Origin of the sequence: Hydrotalea sp., assembly GCA_030054115.1 — a bacterium.
Lineage (GTDB): Bacteria > Pseudomonadota > Alphaproteobacteria > JASGCL01 > JASGCL01 > JASGCL01.
The window spans coordinates 3,958-27,667 of the sequence record JASGCL010000020.1 but is presented as its reverse complement, the minus strand read 5'-3'; the positions used below and the strand labels follow the sequence as shown (position 1 = coordinate 27,667).

The 23,710-nt window shown below is 48.6% G+C and carries 22 protein-coding genes and 1 tRNA gene; 8 read left to right on the top strand and 15 right to left on the bottom strand.

The window, feature by feature from the left end; all coding sequences use genetic code 11:
• Nucleotides 1-14: 14 nt before the first annotated feature.
• The 11 genes from hemB to QM529_04955 all read right to left on the bottom strand — a co-directional run bounded on the left by hemB (nucleotide 15) and on the right by QM529_04955 (nucleotide 11,738).
• Nucleotides 15-1,016, bottom strand: a complete 1,002-nt coding sequence (gene hemB / locus QM529_05005; GenBank protein ID MDI9314015.1) for a porphobilinogen synthase — start codon at nucleotides 1,014-1,016, stop codon at nucleotides 15-17.
• 23 nt (nucleotides 1,017-1,039) lie between these two features.
• Nucleotides 1,040-1,126 (bottom strand) — tRNA-Leu (locus QM529_05000).
• A 74-nt stretch (nucleotides 1,127-1,200) separates the two neighbouring features.
• Nucleotides 1,201-1,917: an SDR family NAD(P)-dependent oxidoreductase gene (locus QM529_04995; protein MDI9314014.1), complete on the bottom strand. Its 717-nt coding sequence runs from the start codon at nucleotides 1,915-1,917 to the stop codon at nucleotides 1,201-1,203.
• A gap of 25 nt (nucleotides 1,918-1,942) precedes the next feature.
• Nucleotides 1,943-2,692 (bottom strand): SDR family NAD(P)-dependent oxidoreductase, encoded by a 750-nt coding sequence (locus QM529_04990; protein ID MDI9314013.1) that lies wholly within the window; start codon nucleotides 2,690-2,692, stop codon nucleotides 1,943-1,945.
• 11 nt (nucleotides 2,693-2,703) lie between these two features.
• Nucleotides 2,704-3,483: an SDR family NAD(P)-dependent oxidoreductase gene (locus QM529_04985; protein ID MDI9314012.1), complete on the bottom strand. Its 780-nt coding sequence runs from the start codon at nucleotides 3,481-3,483 to the stop codon at nucleotides 2,704-2,706.
• Nucleotides 3,484-3,558: 75 nt separating this feature from the next.
• The gene (locus QM529_04980) at nucleotides 3,559-4,389 is read right to left on the bottom strand and encodes a DUF1365 domain-containing protein (protein MDI9314011.1); all 831 of its coding nucleotides are present in this window, start codon (nucleotides 4,387-4,389) and stop codon (nucleotides 3,559-3,561) included.
• On the bottom strand, nucleotides 4,383-5,645 hold the full coding sequence (locus tag QM529_04975) for an FAD-dependent oxidoreductase (GenBank protein MDI9314010.1): 1,263 nt from the start codon (nucleotides 5,643-5,645) through the stop codon (nucleotides 4,383-4,385). The genes QM529_04980 and QM529_04975 overlap by 7 nt, the downstream gene beginning before the upstream one ends.
• Nucleotide 5,646: 1 nt before the next feature.
• Nucleotides 5,647-7,314 carry a choline dehydrogenase gene (betA, locus tag QM529_04970; GenBank protein ID MDI9314009.1) on the bottom strand — a complete coding sequence of 556 codons (1,668 nt, stop codon included), beginning with the start codon at nucleotides 7,312-7,314 and terminating at the stop codon, nucleotides 5,647-5,649.
• Between the two features lie 590 nt (nucleotides 7,315-7,904).
• Nucleotides 7,905-9,761, bottom strand: coding sequence for a hypothetical protein (locus tag QM529_04965; GenBank protein MDI9314008.1), 1,857 nt, complete (start codon nucleotides 9,759-9,761; stop codon nucleotides 7,905-7,907).
• Between the two features lie 153 nt (nucleotides 9,762-9,914).
• On the bottom strand, nucleotides 9,915-10,964 hold the full coding sequence (gene cobS, locus QM529_04960; GenBank protein ID MDI9314007.1) for a cobaltochelatase subunit CobS: 1,050 nt from the start codon (nucleotides 10,962-10,964) through the stop codon (nucleotides 9,915-9,917).
• A 108-nt stretch (nucleotides 10,965-11,072) separates the two neighbouring features.
• Nucleotides 11,073-11,738, bottom strand: coding sequence for a J domain-containing protein (locus QM529_04955; GenBank protein ID MDI9314006.1), 666 nt, complete (start codon nucleotides 11,736-11,738; stop codon nucleotides 11,073-11,075).
• A gap of 43 nt (nucleotides 11,739-11,781) precedes the next feature.
• Between QM529_04955 and QM529_04950 the strand changes: the two genes are divergently transcribed.
• Nucleotides 11,782-12,138, top strand: coding sequence for a BolA family protein (locus QM529_04950; GenBank protein MDI9314005.1), 357 nt, complete (start codon nucleotides 11,782-11,784; stop codon nucleotides 12,136-12,138).
• A gap of 7 nt (nucleotides 12,139-12,145) precedes the next feature.
• On the opposite strand, the gene QM529_04945 is transcribed toward QM529_04950, so the two are convergent.
• Both QM529_04945 and rpmG read right to left on the bottom strand, forming a co-directional pair.
• Complete coding sequence (locus tag QM529_04945; GenBank protein MDI9314004.1) at nucleotides 12,146-12,913, bottom strand: hypothetical protein; 768 nt, start codon at nucleotides 12,911-12,913, stop codon at nucleotides 12,146-12,148.
• 32 nt (nucleotides 12,914-12,945) lie between these two features.
• On the bottom strand, nucleotides 12,946-13,113 hold the full coding sequence (rpmG, locus tag QM529_04940; GenBank protein ID MDI9314003.1) for a 50S ribosomal protein L33: 168 nt from the start codon (nucleotides 13,111-13,113) through the stop codon (nucleotides 12,946-12,948).
• Nucleotides 13,114-13,296: 183 nt separating this feature from the next.
• On the opposite strand from rpmG, the gene QM529_04935 reads away from it, so the two are divergent.
• From QM529_04935 to QM529_04915, 5 genes are all read left to right on the top strand, one after another.
• A complete protein-coding gene (locus tag QM529_04935) occupies nucleotides 13,297-14,100 on the top strand; it encodes an inositol monophosphatase family protein (protein ID MDI9314002.1) in 804 nt (267 codons plus the stop codon).
• Between the two features lie 43 nt (nucleotides 14,101-14,143).
• The gene (gene lipB, locus QM529_04930; GenBank protein MDI9314001.1) at nucleotides 14,144-14,896 is read left to right on the top strand and encodes a lipoyl(octanoyl) transferase LipB; all 753 of its coding nucleotides are present in this window, start codon (nucleotides 14,144-14,146) and stop codon (nucleotides 14,894-14,896) included.
• Between the two features lie 125 nt (nucleotides 14,897-15,021).
• Nucleotides 15,022-16,056, top strand: a complete 1,035-nt coding sequence (locus QM529_04925) for a rod shape-determining protein (protein ID MDI9314000.1) — start codon at nucleotides 15,022-15,024, stop codon at nucleotides 16,054-16,056.
• Between the two features lie 588 nt (nucleotides 16,057-16,644).
• Nucleotides 16,645-19,698: a hypothetical protein gene (locus QM529_04920; GenBank protein ID MDI9313999.1), complete on the top strand. Its 3,054-nt coding sequence runs from the start codon at nucleotides 16,645-16,647 to the stop codon at nucleotides 19,696-19,698.
• A 267-nt stretch (nucleotides 19,699-19,965) separates the two neighbouring features.
• The gene (locus QM529_04915; protein MDI9313998.1) at nucleotides 19,966-20,184 is read left to right on the top strand and encodes a hypothetical protein; all 219 of its coding nucleotides are present in this window, start codon (nucleotides 19,966-19,968) and stop codon (nucleotides 20,182-20,184) included.
• A 99-nt stretch (nucleotides 20,185-20,283) separates the two neighbouring features.
• Here QM529_04915 and obgE read toward each other — a convergent pair whose 3' ends face one another.
• Entirely contained in the window at nucleotides 20,284-21,297 is a 1,014-nt protein-coding gene (gene obgE, locus QM529_04910; GenBank protein MDI9313997.1) for a GTPase ObgE, read from the bottom strand.
• A gap of 342 nt (nucleotides 21,298-21,639) precedes the next feature.
• Here obgE and QM529_04905 point away from each other — a divergent pair, with 342 nt between their 5' ends.
• Both QM529_04905 and QM529_04900 read left to right on the top strand, forming a co-directional pair.
• Entirely contained in the window at nucleotides 21,640-22,650 is a 1,011-nt protein-coding gene (locus tag QM529_04905) for an inorganic phosphate transporter (protein ID MDI9313996.1), read from the top strand.
• A 44-nt stretch (nucleotides 22,651-22,694) separates the two neighbouring features.
• Entirely contained in the window at nucleotides 22,695-23,105 is a 411-nt protein-coding gene (locus QM529_04900) for a DUF1801 domain-containing protein (GenBank protein ID MDI9313995.1), read from the top strand.
• Nucleotides 23,106-23,189: 84 nt separating this feature from the next.
• On the opposite strand, the gene QM529_04895 is transcribed toward QM529_04900, so the two are convergent.
• Nucleotides 23,190-23,710, bottom strand: a 521-nt coding sequence (locus QM529_04895; protein ID MDI9313994.1) for a hypothetical protein, incomplete at its 5' end; no start/stop codon positions are given.

Genomic DNA, 23,710 nt, shown 5'->3' with positions numbered 1-23,710 from the left:
CCCGCGCCGCAATTTTACAACCCTAATTTTTTTATATTTTCGGCAACCTGTAACGCGCCATAACAAACTATCGCATCCGCGCCGGCGCGTTTTATCGCCAGCAGGGATTCCACCATCGCCCGTTCACCATCAAGCCATTTTTTGTCGGCCGCCGCCATCAACATGGCATATTCGCCCGATACTTGATAGGCAAATGTTGGCATCAAAAATTCTCGCTTCACCCGCTGAATAATATCCAAAAACGGCAGGGCCGGTTTCACCATCACCACATCGGCGCCCTCGGCAATATCCAACGCGACCTCTTGCAATGCTTCGTCGCTGTTCGCCGGATTCATTTGATATGTTTTTTTATCGCCCTGCAACAATTGGCCCGACCCCACGGCGTCGCGAAACGGCCCGTAAAAGCACGAGGCATATTTCGCGGCATAACTTATAATAATCGTGTTGTGGAATTTTTCGGCTTCTAATTTTTTTCTAATCGCGCCAATTCGCCCGTCCATCATGTCCGACGGTGCCACCGCGTCGGCACCCAATCGCGCCAGCAACAACGCCTGCGCGGTTAACACATCAACCGTTTCGTCATTCACCACCGCGCCATTTTTTATCAACCCGTCGTGGCCATGACGGGTGTAGGGGTCAAGGGCGACATCGGTAATCACCAATATATCTTTGTTGTGCGATTTTATTTTTTTTATCGCCTGGCCAACCAAATTGTTTTCGTTCAAGGCCTCGGCCCCGTCGTCGGTTTTTAACCCGTCGGGCGTTTTGGGAAATAACATCACCGCCTTTATCTGCGCTGACGCCACGGCGTCAATAATTTTCGGCAGGTCGCTAATTTTATGGCGCATCACACCGGGGAGCGAGGCAATCTCCGCCGCATCATCATCGGCGCGCAAAAACAGCGGCAAGATAAGGTCGCGCGGCGTCAGGGTATTTTCCGCCACCAAATCGCGCCAACCGGCATTGCCGCGCAAACGGCGCAAACGCGTGTTGGGGTAATACCGAGTTGGGAGCATGATATTTATTATATAAAAAAAAATGGTGCGGCCAAGAAGATTCGAACTTCCACGATATCACTACCACAGAGACCTCAACCCTGCGCGTCTACCAATTCCGCCATGGCCGCCCATTTCATCCTGCCTAGCAGGTCTATCGCTTAGTGACAAGTGCCAGAAAACCGCACTAAAATAAAAAACAAGTTTACCGCTTGCGCCACAATAATTTTTTTATCGCCAATGGCAATATCGCCCAGGTTTTTAAAATCCACGTCAAGCGTTTCGGGAAAATGATAATATTCTTTTGCCGTTTAATGCCACGCATAATGCACGCCGCCGCGGCCTCGGCCGTCATAACAAACGGCATGGCAAATTTGTTCTTGGCGGTTAAATCGGTTTTAACAAACCCGGGCGCGATAAGTTGCACCGTCAACCCCGGGTGCTCGACACTCAAACTCTGGCAAAAATTTTTCAGGTAGGCCTTGCTCGCCGAATAGGGCTGACCCAACGGCAAGCCAACCTCGCCGGCCTGCGACCCGCAGATCGCCAAAAAACCACGGCGTTGTTCCAAATGTCGGGCCAGGTATTTTGCCAACATGGTTGGTGCCTGCATATTCACCTTGGTCATCGCCGCCAAAAAATCCTCGTCGATTTCCACAATCGGCCCGGGTTCATAAAGCGCGGGCATATAAATAACCCCATCGAGCGGTTGCAAGTCCTTGCAGGTTTTTTTCAACGCCTTATCATCGGCAACATCCAGCGCGACAAAGCGGTAGGTTTTTTTATCGATTCCCTTTGGCGGCTGGCGCGACGAAATGGTAACCGCCGCACCGGCCGAAATTAATTGCCGCGCCAATTCCAACCCCATGCCGCGCGACCCGCCAATCAGCCAGATTTTTTTTTGATAAAAATTGATGGCCATCTTACCCTCGCTGTTTCTTTTTAGGTTATTTTTTTTTTACGGGTTTTTTTGGTTTAACAATATGTTTTGCAAAATATTTCCAAAATTGCCGCCTGATAAATACCGGGGCTAACCTTATCACCCACATGCCGATATAAACCGGCAAGGGAAAAACAATATGAAATTTTTTGCGCACGATGCCAAACGTAATAATATCAACCGCCTTACGCACCGAATAAACCATCGGCATGCCAAAATTATTACCGCTAATCATCTCGGTGCGCACGTAACCCGGCGTCACCAAATGGGTTGTCATCTTGGGAAATTCGACGGCAACGCTCTCCGCAAAGTTTTTTACAAAATCCTTACCGCCGGCATATGGCTGGCTCAACGGCACCCCGACGACGCCAGCCACCGACCCCATCAAAACAAAAAAGCCGCGCCGCTTCTCAATTTTTTTCCCCATGTAGGAAGCCAGCAAGGCCACCGGCAAGATATTAATATCTATCAACTCTTGCAAATGCTCTTCGTCCATATCACTAACATAATTGGGCTCTAAAATCCCTGAGCTATAAACCACGCCGTCGACATCCATTTTTTCGCACAATGATTTTAATTTTTTGCGGTCGGTGACATCCAACGGAATAAATTCATGTGGAAATTTTTCGACGGCATCGCGCCGCGCCGACACAATAACTTTCGCGCCGCGCCGCGCCATTTCCTTCGCCAGGCCAAGGCCGATACCGCGCGACCCGCCGATAACCCAAATTTTCTTGTTTTTAAAAAAAAGCGACATGTTTTAATTGATTAATGTTTTTGGGTTAAAAAATTTTTCCTTGTCATCAGCCACATTGCTTTTTTCACAAACAATGGGGTGACGCGCCACAATTTTGGGAAAAGCGTGATGATAAATGGAAACTCAATAACCAACTTCGGCCCCATGATGCGCTTGGCAAATTCGAACGCCGCCTCCTCAGGCTCGATAGTGAACGGCATCGGCATGGTGATTTGCTTCACCAATTCGGTGCGCACGAAACCCGGCGCCAACAAATGCACCCACATGTTACGATTTTCAAACGCCACGCTCTCGGTTAAGTTTTTTAAATAAGCCTTAGTCGCCGAATAAGGTTGCCCCAGCGGCGCGCCGATGAAGCTAGTGAGCGAACCGCACACCACAAAAAAACCACCACCACGTTTGTTTAAGGCCGGAGTCATAATTTTTGCAACCAAGGTTGGGGCATGTATATTGACGGCAACGATATCACATAAATCTTTTTCCTGCAAATCAGCGACCAGGGTTTGCTTATGAATGCCCGACATGTAAATCACGCCGTCCAAATTTTTTTGCGCCTGACAGGTTTTTTTTAATTTTTTTAAATCACTGACATCAAGCGGAATAAAGCGATGGGGAAAGTTTGTATGGGCCGGGTCACTGCGCGCCGATATTATAACATCGGCCCCGGCATGGGCCAAAATTTTTGCCAATTCCAACCCCATGCCGCGCGAGCCGCCGATTAGCCATATTTTTTTGCCGCCATATTTTTTGGCAAGTTTCTTTTGCCAGGCGGTTGAAATTTTTTTACTCATGCTCATCCGCTATAACAATAAATCGTCTTTTTCACAATCAGATATTTATTCTTTTTCATAACCTTGTTTCATCTTTTAAGCCACCACCTGGCCATGGGTGATTTTGGTAACCAATTGTTTGGGTTTGCGGCGAAAAGAAATTTTTTTTATAAATAAATAAAGCGCGTGCAGGTGGATGGTGAAAATAACCTTCATCGGTTGCAACGGCATGGTCAACAACAACCAACCGGCGTTGCGGTTATTCATCGGCATTTTTTTCATCGCCATGCCGGTATCAAGTTGCAACCTGCGGCCTGGCGAAAATAATTTTATATTTGCTGAAAAATTTTTCTCATCCATCAAAAATGCAAAACGATAAGACCCGACGCGGTCGTAAAATGGCGAGACGTGAAATTGCTTATCGGCGGTAAAAACATCGCCGTTTGTTATTGCCGTAAGGTTTTTTTTATATAATAAATAATAATGATGCTCGCCGTAGGTGTTATGCACCTCGGCCACAATGGCGCGCAATATATCTTTCTCATCGAACGCCAACCAAAAACTCACCGGGTTAAAAACATAAAACATCACCCTGCCCTGGCTTATCAATGATATTTTTTTTGCGTTGAAATTTATTTCGCGCCGTAACAGCTGTTGCATCGCGCGGTAAATATCCCTCTCCTGTTTCTTCTCACCATTTTCATCTTGGCTAACGCCGTAATCTTTTGCCGCAAATTGAAACAGCCGGCGAAAAATAAAAAATAGCGGCAGAATGGGCTGGGTTATTTTATCCTGCATCGTCAGCCAACCGCACCAATGGCGATAGGCCAAAAAATGTTCCTGCGGCGCATCGGCCGTGCCGTGACGTTTGTGAAAAACCCGACCGACCATAAAATAATGTTGCGCGGCTATTTTTTTCTTCACCATGGTGTCGATGCCTTGAAATAGGGCAACAGGGCCACCGCGCTTTTAATTCCATCTTCGTGAAAACCATAACCCAAATAGGCGCCGCAAAAATAAATATTATCGACCCCCTGCGCCGATTTGATACCCTGCTGTGCGGCGGCGGTTGATAAATTATATTGCGGGTGTTCCATAATGGTGCGGTCGTCATAGGTTGCAAGCGGCGACAGCGGGTTCAGGGTAACAAAAAAATTATCGCGCGTTTTTAATGATTGCAGGGCGTTCATCCAATAGATCATGGTGGTTTTGCCGGCGGTTTCAAAAAAATTCCAACAGGCGTAAAAGTTTTTCTTGCTCGGCAAAAAATCCGTCTGCCGATGGGTAAAAACATCTGACGCCTTGTAATCAATCATCGCCAAGGATTCTTTCGCCGGGTGGTCGATGGCACCAAGCATCGCCAGGGCCTGGTCGCTGTGGCAGGCAAACACCACGCGGTCGAACAGCTCCGCCTTGCCCGACGTGGTTTTTACCAACAATTTGCCGTCTGGTTTTTTTTCCACCATGACAACACCATCGCCATCAATAATTTTGCCGCCAAAGGATAATAATTTCTTTTTTATTTTTTCCACATAAACAATCGCCCCGCCGACCACAGTGCGCCATGTCACGGTCGCCGATATTTTAAACAACCCGTGATTAAAAAAAAATTGCGCAAAATAACGCGCCGGGTATTGTTCTATTTTATCTATCGGCATGCTCCAAATCGCCGCACCCAGCGGGTAAATAAATCGTTTGCGCAACATCGGGCTGGCGCGCAACTCATCCAACCACTGCGCCAGGGAGGCATTGCTATCAATCCCTTGATAGTTTTTTCGCGCGCGCGCTTGAAAGAAAAAAATCTCCAGCAATAATTTGTAATGGCTAAGGTTTATAAAATTCCACGGGTCGCGAAATTTTTTGTAGCTATTAAAATTGTATTTTTTTTCCGCCAAATGATACCAAAAATTCATTTTGGCTTCCTGGGTTGCAATGCCAAGATAGGAAAATAATTTTGTTAATTCGGGGTAATTAACTTCGTTGTAAACGATAAAACCGGTATCAACCGCCACCGTTTTTTTTGTTTGGCTGTCTTTTAATTTCAGGGTGCGGCTGTGCCCGCCCAGGCGTTTTTTCTTTTCAAACAACGTAACCGAAAACCCATTCGTGGCATGCGCCAAGGCCAAGGCCAGGCTTAACCCAGAAATGCCCCCCCCAACCACGGCAATTTTTTCTGGTGACATGTCAACGTTGTGCGGTTTGCCAATTCGGATGTTGATAAAAAGGCGTGTTGAGCGGCGGCAATTTTTTATTTAAAATATGGCTGGCGGCTTTCTCACCGGTCATAATCGACGGGCCGTTCAAATTGCCGTTGGTGATGCGCGGAAATATCGAACTATCGGCCAGCCGCAAATTGCTGGTGCCAATGACGCGGCAATCGCTGTCGACCACCGCCATCTTGTCGGTGGCGCGACCCATCTTGCAACTGCATGATGGGTGATAGGCACTCTCGACATGCTCCTTCAACCAGCCATTCAATTCATCGTCGGTTTGATAATTGGAGCCGGGGCTGACCTCGCCATCGAAATAATCCTTGAGTGCCGGTTGGACAAAAATTTCGCGCGTCAATTTTATCGCCTTGCGGAACACTTGCCAATCGTAATCTTGCGACATGTAATTAAACAAAATTTTTGGCGGTGCAGACGGGTCGCCCGAGCGCAAGGTGATTTCGCCGCGCGATGGCGACAACATCGGGCCGACATGCACCTGGAAGCCATCACCCGGGAAGGCCGCCTTGCCATCGTATCTTATCGCCGCCGGTAAAAAATGATATTGAATATCGGGGTATGGCACACCCTTGTCCGAGCGGATAAAGCCACAGGATTCAAAATGGTTGGTCGTGCCCAGGCCGCTTTTTAAAAACAACCATTCGGCGCCGATAATGCCCTTCGATAACAGGCCAATTTTACGATTGATGGTGATGGGTTTTTTGCATTGCGCCTGCAAATAAATTTCCAAATGGTCTTGCAAATTTTTTCCCACCCCCGGGCGGTCGACCACGACATTAATGCCCAATGGCCGCAGTTCCTTCGCCGGCCCGACCCCCGATTGTAATAAAATTTTTGGCGAATTGATGGAACCAGCGGCCAATATAACCTCGCGGTCGGCCTTGATAATTTCTATCTTGCCACGGCTCATAACCTCGACGCCGATGGCCTTGGTGCCGTCAAAAATAATTCGGCGCACAAAACATTTCAACAGGCGGCAATTTTTTCGTTTCAGCGCGGGTTTTAAATAGGCGGTCGCCGATGACCACCGCTTGCCGCCCTTAACCGTCATTTCCATCGCGCCAAAACCCTCCTGTTGGTAGCCATTGTAATCGTCGGTGGTTTGATAACCGGCCTCGGCCGCGGCGGCAATGAAGGCGCGATAGAGCGGGTTTTTTAAACGACCATATTGCACATGCAACGGCCCATGCCGCCCGCGATAGGCATCATCGCCGTCCTTGGTTTCTTCCATCCGCTTGAAATAGGGCAAGACATCGGCATAACCCCAGCCATCGGCCCCGGCCTCTTTCCATCCCTCGTAATCCATTGGGTTGCCGCGCACAAACACCATGCCGTTGATGGACGACGACCCACCAATCACCTTGCCACGCGGTGTTACCAATTGCCGCCCGCCCAAAAATGGCTCGGCCTCGGTTTTATAACCCCAATCATATTTCGGCATGTTCATGGGATAGGATAAAGCCGATGGCATTTGGATAAGCACGCTCTTATCACCGCCGCCATATTCCAACACCAACACGCTGTAATGCCCATCCTCCGACAGGCGGTGGGCCATGGCCGAGCCACTGCTCCCCGAGCCAATAATAACAAAATCGGCCGAGGTAACGGCCGCACTGATGGACATGTTTTATTTATAGATGATGATGGGCGGGCTTGCAACTGCTAGAAATCTAAGGGAGAAAAAATTTTTTTAATACTTATGCTGATGGCAAGCGGCGATTCGTTTTACCCCTAACCCCACCATTGTCGCCCCCCTTGTAACTCATTGTAACCACATTGTCGCCACATTGTGCCCACCCCTGCAACCCTAAGCCCGTCAACAGCGGCACCAAGTAAAAAGAAGAATTTATGCAAGAATGAGTTTCATGCGCATGGCCAACGCGAACAAGCATTGCCGCAATTAAAAACACCAACAAAAAAAGGAGAAAGTGTCCAACTAGGTGGGGACAACACCTAGTTGGACGAATCATCTTAGCAAATTATTTCATTATTACAAATACTGCTTAAAGCCATTTTTTAAAAAAAGCTAAAAAGTTGGGGATAAAATCGTAACATAACCACGTTAATAGTTTTAATATCTATCTATCGTTTACTTGTATTGATAAAATAATACTTTTATTAGAATGTATTCATACATAAATTTATTCTTTTCAAAAATTATCGATTTATTATTTACTAGCTGTCACAGTTACAGACAAGTATTTAAGTCGATTCTTAAGCCGCGTTTTTCAAATTATCCGAAAACAGAATTTCCAATTCCTTCATAATCGTGCCGGCCAATTGGTCGGCATCGGTGATGGTCACCGCGCGGTTGTAATAACGGGTTACATCGTGGCCAATACCAATCGCCAACAATTCAACATCGGCGCGGGTTTGCAAATAATCTATCACATCGCGCAGGTGCCGTTCCAAATAATTCCCCTCGTTCACCGACAGGGTCGAATCATCCACCGGCGCACCGTCGGATATAACCAACAACACGCGTCGCTCCTCGCTCCTTTTGCGCAAGCGGTTATATGCCCACATCAATGCCTCGCCGTCGATGTTTTCCTTCAACAAACCATCTTTCAGCATCAGCGATATTTTACGCCGCGCCAAGCGATAGGGCTCATCGGCCGATTTGTAAACAATATGGCGCAGGTCATTTAACCGCCCGGGTTTTTCGGCGCGGCCGTCGCGCAACCATTTTTCACGCGCTTCGCCGCCCTTCCACCGCTTGGTGGTGAAGCCCAAAATTTCGACCTTGATTTGGCAACGTTCCAGGGTGCGGGTTAAAATATCGGTGCTGATGGCGGCGATTGAAATCGGCCGACCGCGCATCGACCCCGAATTGTCAATCAGTAAGCTGACTATCGTGTCTTTAAATTTTGTTTCCTTTTCAATTTTAAATGCCAAAGCCTGCAATGGGTCGGTGACAATCCGCGTCAGGCGACTGCTATCCAACTGCCCCTCTTCGCAATCGAAATCCCAAGCGCGCAATTGTTGCGCCATCAACCGCCGTTGCAACCGATTGGCCAGCTTGCCAATAATCGGCACCAGGTGGCTCATCTGTTCATCCAATTGCACGCGCAATTTTTCAATCTCCTCCGCGCTATCGCTTAATTTATCGGCGGTTATAACCTCGTCATATTCGGTGGTGAAGATTTTATAAAATGGTTCGCGCGGCACGTTGCTTAAATCATGCTCGGGGAAATATTCTTCCTCCTCCTCATTTTTTAACGCCAAGCTATCCAGGCCGCCCTCGCCCAAATCATTCTCGTCCATTTCTTCGCCGCCCATTTCGTCGGTCAATTCATCGCCCGATTGGTCGTTTTGTTGGCTGTCCTCGCTGTTGTTATCTTGGTTGCCGTCTTGGCTGTTTTGATTTTCGGGCAAATCCATCGGTGGATTTTCATCCTCTTCCTCCTTGCCGTTTTTTTCCTCCATGTCATCATGGTCTTTGCCTTGATAGAGAAGCTCCTTCAAAAATTGGAGGGAGGCACGCGAAAATTCGCGCTGGCTACGTTTTTTACTTGCCAGGTTTTTCATCGCCGTGCCCATTTTTTGTTCCAATTGCGGCAACCAATATTGGTAAAGCGCGGCGGCGCAGGGCGGCACCTCGGCCATGCCAAATTCTTTTCGCGCGTAAAGATTCACCGCCCAAATATAAGCCTCTTGTTCATCCATCTTCAAATCGCTCACGCCCTGCTTCAACCACATTTTTTCATAATCGGCATTCAGGTTTTGTTGCACGCCCATTAAATACTCCGCGCCGAGGGCGACATAACGCGCATCCTCCAACGCATCGAACAATTCGGCGGCCTGCTCGCCATTGGGCATCAACCGCGCGTGGAGTTTTTTATTATGATAACGTTGTTCAAGCGCAAGGTAATCGGCCGCACCACGTTGCGCCGCCAGTTGCTCGGGCGTGCTGGCCAAGGGGGGCGAGGCCAAAATAACATTGTCGCCGTCGACCTGGTTGCCGCCGGTTTGAAAATGCGCCTTCATCCGCGGGTTTTTTGACAGGGCGCGATACCCCGCCGCGACGCGGCGTTTTAAAAGTTCATTTGGTTTTTCGCCATGATTCTTCATTGGTTTTTTGTTTTTTTTATTTGCGGGTGATTCGCTTTATTTTTTAAAATTGTTGTTCGATGATAGGCCTTATAATCTTGGCGAGCAATGGAATTTAATGTTGGTCGTGGTTATTCCATACAACAATATCCCCCCAACATCGGTGCCTGGCCCTTACGCCTGCGCCGCCGGCAAGATGGCGGTTTTCATATCGATGCCAAATGCCTTTTGAAAATATTCGGCAACTATCGGTCGCTCGGTCTCATCACACCGATTTAAAAAACTCAGGCGGAAGCTCAAGGCGACATCGTTAAACAGCAGGGCATTTTCCGCCCAGGAAATAACCGAACGCGGACTCATGACGGTGGAAATATCGCCGGCGATAAATCCGGTGCGGGTGAATTCCGCGACCTTGACCATGGCGGCAATTTGCGCCCGACCCTTGTCATTGTTCAACCCCTGCACCTTGGCGGCAATAATCGCCCGTTCTTTTTCGGCCGGCAAATAATTCAGCACGGTTAAAATCGACCAACGATCCATCTGCCCCTGGTTAATCGGGTTGGTGCCGTGATAAAGGCCGGACGAATCGCCAAGCCCAATGGTGTTGGCCGTGGCAAACAAACGGAAAAATGGGTGCGGGCGAATAACCTTCGACTGGTCGAGCAGAGTCAATTTGCCCCCCTGCTCCAACACCCGTTGAATAACAAACATCACATCGGGGCGGCCAGCGTCATATTCGTCGAAACATAGAGCCACCGGACTTTGCAATGCCCAGGGCAAAATCCCCAGGCGAAATTCGGTTACTTGCTTACCATCCTTGATAACAATCGCATCGCGACCGATAAGGTCCATGCGGCTGATGTGCGAATCCAAATTGACGCGCACGCATGGCCAATTTAACCGCGCCGCCACTTGCTCGATATGGGTCGATTTGCCGGTGCCGTGATAACCCTGCACCATGACACGGCGGTTGTAAGCAAATCCCGCCAAAATGGCCAGGGTGGTGTCGTGGTCGAAAATATAGGCCTCGTCGATATCGGGCACGTAATCGGAGCCCTTGGAAAAGGCCGGCACTTGCCAATCGCTGTCGATACCAAAAACTTGCTTGACCGAAACCTTAATATCCGGCGCGTTAAGCGGCGACGCCGCGTGGTTAAAATCAACCGAGGTTACAGAACCCTTATCGGCGTTGTTGGCGGCGGTGGCGTTAGCAGAATTTGACATGAATTATTTAGAATGAGCTGGAAGGTAAAAAAATAAAATGTTCACTAATCTTTAGCAGACAACCACCAACCCCGCAAGCACCGATTGCAAATAATCGGCATGAGGTTATTATTTTCTTAAGGCAAAGAAATTTTTTAATTCTTGATAGGCCGCGTTGATTTTTTGAAACTCCTTGGTTTTTTGCGCAATGATTTTTTTGGAATCGGTTTTGGCCTTATCGGGGTGCAATGTCATGGCGGCACGACGATAACTTTCCTTAACCATCGCCAGGCTGACCGGGTTTTGCAATTCCAACACCAGCAACGCCGCCGCCGCCGAACCAGTTACCACCACCGCGTCGGGGTCGCGAACATTATTTTTTTTCGGCGCACCGCCCACCGCCGGTTCATCGGTTTTGATAATATGATAAAGCAATTGCAATGGGTCGTCCAACACCACATTGGCCTGCGGCCGATGCAATCCATCCTTCATCGCAAAGGTTGGCCGCCGCCAGGTCAAATCGGCCAATTGGTCATCGACAATTTGCGCCGATGTCATGCCGTGATACCAATCCCATTGTTGATTATAAACCACGATATGTTGTTTGCAAAACCACAAATATGGTTTGGGCCGCAATTTGGATTGCGGCGCCGGGTGCACCCCCGCCGCGGTGCAACCCGCGTGGTGGCACGACCGGTCGGGCATTTTGCCCTCGGCATTATTGCCCGCATCGCTTTGATGGTTCGACCGGGTATTAAATTGGCTCGGCAAGGAATGATTAAAATGAATATTCATAATGGGATGGTTTTATGTTATAACCCTATAATATAAAAATTTCATGGCCAACACCAGCTCAAAAAATTCAACCCACAATATGGTCGATATTATCCGCGCCACCATCAGCAATGGCATGGCGGTGCGCGACCCATTGCGCGACATAATAGTTGTCAACGATTCGGCGCGCCATGCCGGCCACGCCGGCGTAAGGGAGTCCAGCCAAGCGGGCGACACAACCCACAGCGGGCAAACCCATTTTATCGTAACCATTATCAGCGATGATTTTATCGGCCTAAGCAGAATCGACCGGCAACGCAAAATTTATAACCTGCTGGCGGTATATATGCCAAAACCGATTCACGCCCTGAATCTTTCCTGCTTAACAATTGCTGAGGCCGCCACGCGGCAACCAGCTTAAATTTTTTTTATCTTGCAATTAATTTTTGCAACCAACGAAACCAATATTTTTTATGCAACTTGGTGGCGATGATTGGTGTGTCATTGTATAAATCTTTGTCTGTTTCATTGGGCAAAATTTCCGTCCCGATTTGCTTGCGCAGGATAGAAAAAATCGATTGGTCGTGGCGGTGTTCGCAAAACCCCGCATCGTTTTTACTGCGCGACGGGCTGTCGTCTATCAAATGGTAATCGCTTTCGGCGATGCGTCGCCATTCGCGCACCACGGCCATGCTTGCGGCGCATTTTTTTAACAACCACACGCCGCCCAATAATTGCCCGCTGTTTTTTATTTTGTCGTCAGCCTTGAGGGCGAGCAATAAATCATTCTTCGTCCAATGTTTTTCCAATTGTTTTATTTGAAAGGATAATATGCCGCTTTTCGATTTTTTTACGATATCGATATAATCGGCCATGCGTTTTTTTGCCGCCGCGCCGGCGTTGATGGTGCAACCGGCGTCGGCAAAAACCACCATATCGCCATCATCAATTTTTGCCAATGTTTGCAACACCAATTGCGGCCGCCACAACCAATAACCAAAACCACGCGGGTGCGATAAAATAAATTCTTGGTGCTTTGCCCAAAATTTTTTATCAAGGTCATTTTCCGAAAATCCCAGCACCCTATCAAAATAACCCGATGCTGTTGCCTCGGCAACAATGCGGTCAACCGAAAACCTTGGCGGATGAAGCAATGACCCAGTTTTATTGGCAAAGGTGATGAAATATATCTTCATCAAGAATCAATCAGCGATATAATCGATGATAATTATTTAATTTTGTATTCTTTGAAGGCAACGTGCTTTCTGACCACCGGGTCGTATTTTTTAAATTCCAATTTTTCGGTGGTTTGCCGCGGGTTTTTCGTGGTCACATAATAGAAACCGGTGTCAGCCGTGCTGACCAATTTAACGCGGATGGTTGCTGGTTTTGCCATCCCCGAACGCTAAGCCAAATTTCGCGCTTTGTCAAGAGGGTATTACCGCCCTACCCACAGAAATAATTCACGCCGCTTGGCAAAGATTGACAAGCCGGGACAACCATTGACAACCATTGACAACCATTGACGACCATTGACGACCATTGACAAGCGCGGTGTGTCAGCCTAACGATGATGACCATGGATAATATGTTGGAAATAATATTGGGTGCGTCGCTTATGGCCAGCCAAGCCATCATGGCCGAATATCAAAAAGCCACCACCACCATCACCACCAAACCCGACAACAGCCCGGTCACGCCGGCCGACATGGCATCACACGAAATTTTTAAAACCATATTAACGCAATATTACCCGGGGATACCATTGGTGAGCGAGGAAGATTTTGATGCCGACAAGTTCCCGCCGGCGGATAATTATTTCTTGCTCGACCCGTTGGACGGCACCAAAGAATTCATTAAAAAAAGCGGCGAATTTTCCATCAGCCTTGCCCTTATCGAACATGGCCGCCCAACCTTTGGCGCGATTTGGCAACCAACCATCAACAGCGGTTACCTGGGGGGCAAGCCTGGCGTTTATTTTTATGATGGCGCGGGTGACATGGCCGCGCCGCTTTCCGACCCGGCAAAAAAATTACAAAAAATAAGCCAACCAAAAAAATTACCCGATGTCGCGATTGTTGTATCGCCCAGCGACCCCTACCCCGAGCGTTTTGAAAAAATCCTTGGCAAAAAAATTACACGCGTCGCCCGCCGTGGCAGTGCGTTAAAATTCTTCGCCCTGCTCGACGGCACCGCCAATTATTACCCGCGCACCGCGCCAAGTTATGAATGGGATATTGCCGCCGGCCACGCCCTTATCGCGCCATTTGGCGGTACACTCCTTCCCATCGACAAAAACCCTGCGCCCCTCGACGGCGCGACCATGACCATGGCATATGGCAAGGTTGGCGCGAAAAACAGCCATTTCATTTGCGCCATCTAACAAAAAAAACCGCGCGCTATATTATTGCAAGTAATTGATTATTATGAATAAAATAGAATGGAAAATCAGCGAATCGCCGGTTGATTATAACGATGCCATGGCGGCGATGAACCAACGGGTGGACGCCATAAAAAACGGCACGGCGGGTGATTTGATTTGGTGCTTGGAACATCCATCGACCTACACCATCGGCACTGGGTTGCCCGTCGCCGACACCGCCCCCGCCGAGAATTTAAAAATTGAAACCGCCACAACAACCAACAACGCCGCCACCACCCCCACCACCATCATTGCCACCGGTCGCGGCGGGCAAACAACCTGGCACGGCCCGGGGCAACGGGTTTGTTATGTGATTATGGATATCACGGCGCGCGGTTTGCACGCCCATGATTACGTCCAGCGTTTGTTAAAATGGGTGCAGGGCGCGCTAAAAATTATTGGCATCGAAACATTCCTACCCGACGACAAAGACAAAATTGGGCTGTGGGTGCCAACAGCGCCCAACCAAAACAACTGGGTTGCGGAGCAACCCACCCCGCAACAAATCATCGCCAATAAAATCTGCGCGATTGGCGTGCGGCTGTCGCCATCGCGCGTTAATAACCATGCCAAGTTGGTCGCCAGCCACGGGGTGGCTGTTAATATCTGTCCTGATTTGCGCGCCTTTGACAGAATTATCCCTTGCGGAATTTCTGACTCGCGCTATGGTGTGACGTCGGTTCGGGCGTTGCATAACCCGGCCACCATGGCCGATGTCGACAAGGCATTAAAAATGGCGTGGGACAAAATATGGTAAGAAAATTGCAAGAGGCACTGCAACAACAAAAATTGCAATATATTATTGCAATAACGTATAAAACAACAAAAAATTTTAACTTTTGATTTGAAAACCCTGTAAAAAATAGCTAGTAGTCATTGCAAATGTTCTTGGAAAAGTTATCAAATATGTTTTTTACCGACGTCGCCATCGACCTCGGCACCGCCAACACGCTTATTTATATCCGTGGCAAGGGGATTGTCCTAAACGAACCATCTATCGTCACGGTGCGCGACATTCGCGGCCGTAAAGTGGTCGAGGCGGTCGGCGAGGAAGCCAAAAGAATGCAGGGCAAAACGCCCGAAGACGTCGTCACCATTCGCCCGTTGCGCGATGGTGTGGTTGCCGATTTTGAAGTCGCCGAGGCGATGATAAAATATTTCATGAAAAAGGTGGTGCCAACCCATTTTTTAAAAAGCCCACTTATCGTCGTCAGCGTGCCATCGGGCGCGACACCGGTCGAACGGCGCGCTATTCAAGAATCGGTCGAATCGGCCGGCGCAAGACGTGTTTACCTGATTGAGGAACCAATGGCCGCCGCCATCGGCGCGGATTTGCCGGTTAATGACCCCAGCGGTTTGATGATTGTCGACATCGGCGGTGGCACGACCGAGGTTGCGGTGATTTCCCTGGGCGGTTTGGTTTATGCCGCGTCGTTGCGGGTGGCGGGTGACCGCATGAACGAGGCGATTATCGATTACGTGCGGCGCAAAATGCGCATGGTAATTGGCGAGGCGACCGCCGAAATTATCAAACACAACATCGGCACGGCATGGCATGCGAAGAAAGAACCGATTCAAAGCATGAAAATTAAGGGCCGCAAAGTTGACGAGGGTCGCCTATTGGAGGAAGAAATCGACGAAAACCAAGTGGCCGATGCCCTGCAGGAGCCATTGCGGCAAATTGCCGAGGCGATAAAAAAAGCCATGGAGGCCACCCCGCCCGAATTAGCCGCCGATTTGGTCGATCGCGGTATTATGCTAACCGGCGGTGGCGCGTTATTGCGTAACATCGCCCGTTATATCAGCGCGGAATCGGGCCTGTCGGTGCTGATTTCTGAAAATCCATTGGAATGCGTGGTGCGTGGCGCGGGTAAGGCGCTTGAGGATTTTGAAAAATACCGCGCCGTGCTTATCTAAAGTTGTTTATATTTTTAATCGATGTGCGGGCGCGCAACATAATTACAACGCCTAAAAACCATCGCTTTTAGCCACCAACAATAGCCTAAAGCCACGGTCGGCAAAGGCTTATCTGGCCCGTTCTGGTCTATTTTTTGCAAAATTATCACCGGGTTTGTCCCGCCAATGCTATTATAAATAATTGGATAATTTTTTTTTACAATCATTTATCAAGTATTTGCAATTATTTAGTAGAAAAAAACAAAAATAATATTGACAAATACTCTTAAACATAGTATAAACCAAGTATTCGCATGAAAAAGTAATTTTTTATTGTGAATAAAAAAACAAAGGGACAAAAAATGGGGACAATATCCATTCAATCGCTCCTACGTGCTGGTTATACCGGTCGTATTATACCCGAAACGCCAATATTATTGGCGTGGTGCGGGTGCTGTGGCCTATCGGGCCATGGCTCCGGTTGAATCATTGTTTTCACTTACGTCCTGACATCGGTATTTGTTACCGCCATCACCTAAAAACCGCAAACCATTGCGGCGATGGTCGGCCAGCAAAACAACAATATTAAATCTTTAGGGGGACACTAAGATGAAAAAAATTACAAAAATCAAAAACCCACGCATGGCCTATCTCATGCTGGGGACTTCGCTCAGCGTCATGGCGGCCTTCACCCCATGGGCTGTAAATGCGCAACAATTAATTCTGTCGGCCGGCATGATGCAGGGCCAAGAGGGCACGACCCAAACCTATAACCTGACCAAACAGAATGGCAAATACCTGGCCGATGTTAAGGCCGCCATTCTCGCCTGGCTGAACCATGTATTAAATGGTGATTTTGAAAAAAAATATGGTGATAAAGCAAATTATCCTGACAATGTTAATGTCAAGGTTGCTACGACCAAATTGCCAAATGGTAAGGAATCGTTAAAAGTTGTGTCGGTTACAACCGATAAGCCCGCGCCAGCGGTGCAACCAATGCGCTCTGCTGGTGCGCCAGCGGTGCAAACAATGCGCCCTGGTGCGCAACCAACGCAAATTAGCAAATCGGCCACCCCAACCAGCTTCATCAATAGTAATGCGAGCAACGCCACCGCCGCCGACCGCGCTGAAAAAACCACTGAAGCGAGACGTGCCGCCGCCGAAAAAGCGGCTGATGCAAGGCAAGCCGCGGCAGACGCCGCCGACGACGCACGCCAAGCCGCCGCTGAACGCGCCGCCAATAAAAATATCAAGCCAAACACCAACATGTTGGCCGATAAAATTGATGGCAAATTATTGTTAAAAGCCGACTTGGGCTATGTTTACAATTTTGCCAGTGCCGTCACCGCGCCAAATGGCGTCACGGCCAGCAAATCAAATGGCTCGTCTGGCTTTGGCTATGGCTTGTCGTTGGGTTACACCAGCCGCCTTGGCTGGGGCCTGGCGGCCGATTATTTGGGGCTTAATCATAGTTGGCAAAGCACCATCGGTAACAACCCATATAACTTTAGCTCACCATACCATGTTATTACCCTGACCCCGTCCTATCGTTTGACGCTTGATAAAGCCAAAAATTGGGGCCTGCGTTTTGGGCTTGGCGTCGGGGTTAGTGTCTCTGACCTCAGTTGGAAAGCGGCCGGCGTGTCGGGCGGTATCAGTGCCAGCAATGGCGCCGCCGCCAGCAATGGTGGCAATGCGACCAGCAATGGTGGTAATGCCCCGGTTCGGGTTGCCAACGGCGCGGCCTTTAATTGGACCAGCCCGGCGGGCACTGGTGCCTCAGCGGTTGCCCTTAAAGACACCAACGCCAAAACGACAATCAATTGCTTCGGGCAAGAAGTATATGACAGCCTTGGCGACAGTGCCGGGGCCCATGCCAGCCAATGTAAGGACAATATATTTGCTACCCCGGTAACATATAATAATTTGTCAACTCTTAAGGGTGGTTGGGCGTCACTTGATGGCTCTCTTGCCAATCAATTGGAACAGATGCAAGCTAACGGTTGGTCTCCAACCTATAAGAGCGGCTCAGGGAAGATTGCTCAAGCCCTTTGGGTATGGCTGCTGAATGATGCGAATAACGACATCTATCTCGGCCATGGCAAAACTAATACCGTTATCCTTGTAGAAGATTTGATCCGCCAAGCTGGCGATCAATTTCAAACATTGACCAGTAACAACGTTATGTTTCAGTCAATGTGGGCTTCAATGCTTGGTAATACCAAGGATATCCAGCAATTGTCTAAATTCATTAACGCCGCTGGTTCAAAACTTACTCTATACGGCGGCTCGACGACGATTGTTCCCTACAGCGTCTACAGCCAACTTTCAGCGGCCGACCAAGTCTTCTTGAAAAACTTGCAAGCCAAGGTTGGGTCAGCCAACCTGGCCTTTGGCCAGGCTACACCGACCGATTGGTTAAATTGGTCGAGCGCTAACGTGTCGAGCGACCCGGCCGGTGGCAATGCCCTTGTCCCCTTGACGCAGGCGACCTTGAATGCGAGCCTTAGCCAATCGGCTGCGACTAGCTTAACCTTCCTGACGCAATTGCTCAATGTCTTGAAATTCAACGGCACCGGCATTGCGGTCAGCGGCGCACCAGCTACTATCCCGTATAATGTTTATACGCTATTGTCGGCCGCGCAACAAACCGATTTGGCCAACGCCATCAATGGCACGGCCACGACCAACACGCTGAATGGCAAATTGGCCGGCGCGGTTACATTGGGTGCGGTGCCAACCAACCAATGGACAAACCCCGCGTTTGTCAGCGCACCGGTTACGGTGGGCGGCATTGCGGCTAGCTATCAACATGTGGCGAACCTTAACCCCTATGTCGGGACGGTGGATAGTTTAATCTCCCTGCTCGGTCAATTGGTGGCGATTAATCACGGTGCCGATATTATCGACAACGCGACGGTTATTCCATACAACACCTACACCGCAACGGTCGGTTCGGGGGCAAACCCCAATGCCAATGCCTTGGCATCGCAAAACGCGACCATCAAGAGCAAATTAACCTCCCTCTTAACGGGTGGTAAATTATCTTATGGTGTCGTGCCGGCCAGCCAATGGTTGAACGGCAATATCATCACCTCGGCCGTTTCGGCCCCGGTGAATGGCGCCACCGTCGGCTATGAAAAGGCCTCGGCCAATGCTTGGGTTAGCCAAATCGTGTCGGGCACGTCGGTGGACGCAACCAAGTTCACCAACTTCCTGAACCAATTGGCTATCGCGACATCGAGCACGCCAACCATCAGTGCGATTAGAAGTGTCTTGACCGACCCACGTACAGCGGGCGGCAATGTCATTGAAATCCCATATAGCATCCATTCGGCGATTGCGGCCAACAGCACGCAAGCCGCGGTGTTGGATGCCTTGGTTGCGTCGGGCCTGGCTGTGAAAGTCGCCAAGGGTGCGAATGCCAACGCCGTCCTTCTGCCACAATCGGATAGCCCCACCAGCGAAACCAACAATAACAATCGCGTTGGCGCCATTTTGGCACCACAGATGGCGGTGGAATACGACAATGGTCTCATCCATGCTGATGTAAGCTTGAAATACATCCATCAGCTTAACAATGTTACCTACGCCGATGGCGTCACCACAAAAGCTGGCCCAGTCGCCATCTTCCTCGGTGCTGGCTTCGGGGTTAACTTCTAAACCAAAGGCAACGAACAGGGCAACAAAAGCCATTTCTTGTCTTTATAATTATGTCACAATCCGGATGGCAGTGTTGGTAATCAAACGATATCAACACTGCCATCCATGATTGAGATTCGGGTAACAGCCAAAAATTATCAACATAAAAAAGAAAAAAAAGGTAAAAAAGATTTGACGCACAGGGAGAATCTAGCTACTTTTACACCATGATAAAGCAACAGCGATGTTGTTTTATTACTATCTACTATTTTTCAGAAAGGGACAATTATGAAAAATATCAAATTAATTTATAATATACTTTATAAATTAATCCTTAGCCCGTTTATCGAAATCGCCGCCCTCAGCGTGGCCATATTCGATGTTATTTTCTCCAACGAAAAATCTATCATTTTGCGTGGGCTTATAACGCCGCTACGATTCTTATCGCCATTGGGCTTATTTCTTATCAATGTTTTTAAAAAAATAACATCGAGTTTTTTTTCCTAACGTTTTTTAGAAGAGATAAAAAAACTAGGGACAAGGGGGCGGTTGGCAACAACCGCCCCTTTTTTATTTCAACAGGGTGAAATTAAAAACGCGCGTTTTTTAAACCGCTGTGCGGCGCGGAATATGTTGCGCCAGGGCAACCACCAATTCCTTCAAATGGTGGCGGGTTTTTGACGATATCACCAACACCGGTTGCTTAATTTTCTTTGCCAATTGCTGTTGAATTTTTTTGGCGGTGGCGTCATCGACCGTGTCGCCGCGCGACAACAACACCATTTCGGGCTTTTCAAACATTGCCGGGCTGTAAGATTTTATTTCTTGCCTAATCATTTTATAATTTTTTAATGGGTCGTTGCCATCGATAGCCACCAGGTGAAGCAACAATTTGCACCGTTCGGCATGGGCCAGGAATCTTGTCCCCAACCCCACCCCGTCGGACGCACCCTCAATCAGCCCGGGCAAATCGGCAATCACAAAATTCAAATCACCCAGATTCCATTCCTTGCCATGCACCACGCCCAGGGCGGGAATCAAGGTGGTGAATGGATAATCGGCAATTTTTGGCCGCGCCGCCGACAACACCGACAACAGGGTCGATTTCCCGGCATTGGGCATACCGACCAGCCCAACATCGGCGATGATTTTTAATTTTAACCATACCCACAATTCCTGGCCCGCCACGCCGCGTGTAAATTGGCGCGGCGCGCGGTTGGTCGATGATTTAAAATGCAGGTTGCCCAAGCCGCCCTTGCCGCCCTTGGCGACCTGAAACACCATGTCTTTTGTATTAAGGTCGCAGAGCAAGGTTTCTTTGTCCTCGGCGTAAACCTCGGTGCCTATCGGCACGAACAGGGTGATGTCGTCGGCGGCGCGGCCATATTTATCACGCCCCATGCCATTTTGCCCCTTTTTCGCTTTAAAATGTTGTTGGTAACGATAATCGATAAGGGTATTTAGGTTCTCGACCGCCTTGATAAAGACCGAGCCACCGCGCCCGCCGTCACCACCCGATGGCCCACCGAATTCGATAAATTTTTCGCGGCGAAAGGCCGCCACCCCGTCGCCGCCATCGCCGGCCTTGATATAGATTTTTGCTTCGTCGAGGAATTTCATACCCAGCCATTACCACAAAAAATAAGTTTTTTATATGGCCACCGCATGCCACCGCGCAAGATTTATAAATCTTTATGATAAAAAAACCAAATTTTCGCTTGACATTAGGGGGAATAAATTTTAAAGGGCGGGCGAAATGTTGACGAATAATATATCCCGACTCATTATCGCACGCAAACGTGGCGAATCGGTTACAATAATTGGGCAAGATAAATCACAATAAATAGCGTCAACATGCTATAACGACAAAAACATAATTCAAATAACAACGAAAAACCTTCCACCGCAACCTCTAACTCAACCCTACAAGGATAATCCTAATAATTTACGAAAGGTAAAAATATGGATATTATACTTCTCACGACCATTGTGTTGATTGGCATTGCCCTGGCATTTGACTTCACCAATGGTTTTCATGACGCCGCCAATTCGGTTTCGACCATTATCGGCACGGGGACGCTAAAACCGAGAACGGCTATCTTGCTTGCGGCCTTCTTTAACTTTATCGGCCTGTTCGTGTTTCAATTGCATGTCGCGGCGACCATCGGCAAGGGCATGGTCACCCCATCGGTGGTTGATTTTGCGGTCATCGGCGGGGCGTTGGCAGGGGCCATAGCCTGGAACATGATAACCTGGTGGTATGGTTTACCATCATCGTCCAGCCATGCGTTGATTGGCGGTGTGGTTGGCGCGGCCATTATGAAGGGCGGCCTGTCGGTTGTGTTGTTGAGCGGCTTAAGCAAAATTGCCCTGTTCATCATCATCAGCCCGATGATTGGTTTTATCTTGGCGGCATTAATATCGTTCGCCCTGCAATACCTATTGCCAAAGGTTAAAGACAATGCCAAGGCCTATCGTATTGGCCAGATTCTTAGCTCCAGCCTTTACAGCATTGGCCACGGCACAAACGATGCGCAAAAAACCGCCGGGGTAATTTTCCTTATCCTCATATCAGGCGGCTATATGCAAGCGGCCGACGGCATCCCCTATTGGGTGGCGATGGTTAGTTTTCTGGTCATAGCACTTGGCACCCTGGCTGGCGGCTGGCGTATCATCAATACCCTGGCCTATAAAATCACCGACTTAAAACCGCGCGGTGGTTTTTCAGCCGAATTTGGTGGGTCGATTATGCTGTTCACCAGTTCCAGCCTGGGTATACCGGTGTCGACCACGCACATCATCACTGGGGCCATCGTGGGCGTTGGCTCTATCGAAAAAAATGCCAAAATAAATTGGTCGATTGTCAAAACCATCCTTATATGTTGGTGCTTAACCATTCCGTCCGCTGGGGCAATGGGCGCGTTGTTTTACCTCGCGCTACGTTACCTCGGGCTGGACAGCGTTGGTAAATAATGCAAGAATGATAGTATTATAAGCGAGGGAGAGGGCGGCAAGCTATGGCGAGAGAAAATCAAACCCATAGCTTGTCGCCTTCCCAGCTTATCGATGGCCGAATTAAAGAATTGGGCGATTGGCGCGGCGATATGTTGGCGCGGATTCGCGCGGTTATAAAACAAACCGTGCCAACAATAACCGAGGAATGGAAATGGCGCGGCGTGCCGGTGTGGGAACATAATGGTATTGTTTGCACCGGCGAAACATATAAAAACATTGTGAAGGTAACCTTCGCCAAGGGTGCGGCGTTGCAAGACGCCCTGCCCGCGCCGGCAAGGATTTTTAATTCCAGCCTAGACGGCAATATGCGCCGCGCGATCGATTTGCACGACGGGGATAAATTGGACGAATCTTCCTTCGCCGAACTTATCCGCGCCGCGGCGGCAATGAACGACGCCAAGAAAAATAAATAACCGCACGGCGTTTTGCGCCGGTTAATAGCAAAAACAATTACCCACCAGCAAAAAAGTTGTGGATTATTTGCCGCGCCCAGTTTTTTATGCCGGTTCGTTTATTGTAAAAGTAAAATAATAGAATATGTCAAAAAACATTTCCCAAATCGAATTAATGATAGCAACCGGCAACAACATAATGCCCTCTTCCATGGACTTTAAATACCCTGCTCGATGATAGATATCGCTAGTATAATAGGACATCGTATAGATAATAATTATAAACAACCCAAATAAAAAAATCATTTTTATTCGTTTTGCCCAATCGGCCTTGTTTAAAAACCAGTTGCTTATTTCAAGCGAGAAAGAAAAAATCCAAAACCCAAGGATAACAACTATCAAAAACCACAATGGTAGGAGCAATTGATTATTCCCTATAATGTGCATCGCGTAAGCATTGTCATACCTTGCGCCCCACCGGCCATACTCTCCAAAAAGAGGAGGTGGTGAATTAAAGAAAAAAAATATACAAAGAATGTTATACCAATACCACCCAACCATGGCTAAACCCGAAAAAACGATAATCGTTATCCATTTATAAAACGCCCAGCGTTTTTCTTTTCGTT

Excerpts from the sequence above, each read along its gene's own strand:
- QM529_04935 (MDI9314002.1), top strand. The coding sequence starts at position 13,297 with ATGGATAATATGTTGGAAATAATATTGGGTGCGTCGCTTATGGCCAGC.
- cobS (MDI9314007.1), bottom strand. The coding sequence starts at position 10,964 with ATGTCAAATTCTGCTAACGCCACCGCCGCCAACAACGCCGATAAGGGT.
- QM529_04990 (MDI9314013.1), bottom strand. The coding sequence starts at position 2,692 with ATGTCGCTTTTTTTTAAAAACAAGAAAATTTGGGTTATCGGCGGGTCG.
- rpmG (MDI9314003.1), bottom strand. The coding sequence starts at position 13,113 with ATGGCAAAACCAGCAACCATCCGCGTTAAATTGGTCAGCACGGCTGAC.
- QM529_04925 (MDI9314000.1), top strand. The coding sequence starts at position 15,022 with ATGTTCTTGGAAAAGTTATCAAATATGTTTTTTACCGACGTCGCCATC.
- QM529_04965 (MDI9314008.1), bottom strand. The coding sequence starts at position 9,761 with ATGAAGAATCATGGCGAAAAACCAAATGAACTTTTAAAACGCCGCGTC.
- obgE (MDI9313997.1), bottom strand. The coding sequence starts at position 21,297 with ATGAAATTCCTCGACGAAGCAAAAATCTATATCAAGGCCGGCGATGGC.
- lipB (MDI9314001.1), top strand. The coding sequence starts at position 14,144 with ATGAATAAAATAGAATGGAAAATCAGCGAATCGCCGGTTGATTATAAC.
- QM529_04995 (MDI9314014.1), bottom strand. The coding sequence starts at position 1,917 with ATGGCCATCAATTTTTATCAAAAAAAAATCTGGCTGATTGGCGGGTCG.
- QM529_04975 (MDI9314010.1), bottom strand. The coding sequence starts at position 5,645 with ATGTCACCAGAAAAAATTGCCGTGGTTGGGGGGGGCATTTCTGGGTTA.
- QM529_04920 (MDI9313999.1), top strand. The coding sequence starts at position 16,645 with ATGAAAAAAATTACAAAAATCAAAAACCCACGCATGGCCTATCTCATG.
- QM529_04905 (MDI9313996.1), top strand. The coding sequence starts at position 21,640 with ATGGATATTATACTTCTCACGACCATTGTGTTGATTGGCATTGCCCTG.
- QM529_04985 (MDI9314012.1), bottom strand. The coding sequence starts at position 3,483 with ATGAGTAAAAAAATTTCAACCGCCTGGCAAAAGAAACTTGCCAAAAAA.
- hemB (MDI9314015.1), bottom strand. The coding sequence starts at position 1,016 with ATGCTCCCAACTCGGTATTACCCCAACACGCGTTTGCGCCGTTTGCGC.
- QM529_04900 (MDI9313995.1), top strand. The coding sequence starts at position 22,695 with ATGGCGAGAGAAAATCAAACCCATAGCTTGTCGCCTTCCCAGCTTATC.
- QM529_04945 (MDI9314004.1), bottom strand. The coding sequence starts at position 12,913 with ATGAAGATATATTTCATCACCTTTGCCAATAAAACTGGGTCATTGCTT.
- QM529_04950 (MDI9314005.1), top strand. The coding sequence starts at position 11,782 with ATGGCCAACACCAGCTCAAAAAATTCAACCCACAATATGGTCGATATT.
- QM529_04955 (MDI9314006.1), bottom strand. The coding sequence starts at position 11,738 with ATGAATATTCATTTTAATCATTCCTTGCCGAGCCAATTTAATACCCGG.
- QM529_04915 (MDI9313998.1), top strand. The coding sequence starts at position 19,966 with ATGAAAAATATCAAATTAATTTATAATATACTTTATAAATTAATCCTT.
- QM529_04980 (MDI9314011.1), bottom strand. The coding sequence starts at position 4,389 with ATGGTGAAGAAAAAAATAGCCGCGCAACATTATTTTATGGTCGGTCGG.
- betA (MDI9314009.1), bottom strand. The coding sequence starts at position 7,314 with ATGTCCATCAGTGCGGCCGTTACCTCGGCCGATTTTGTTATTATTGGC.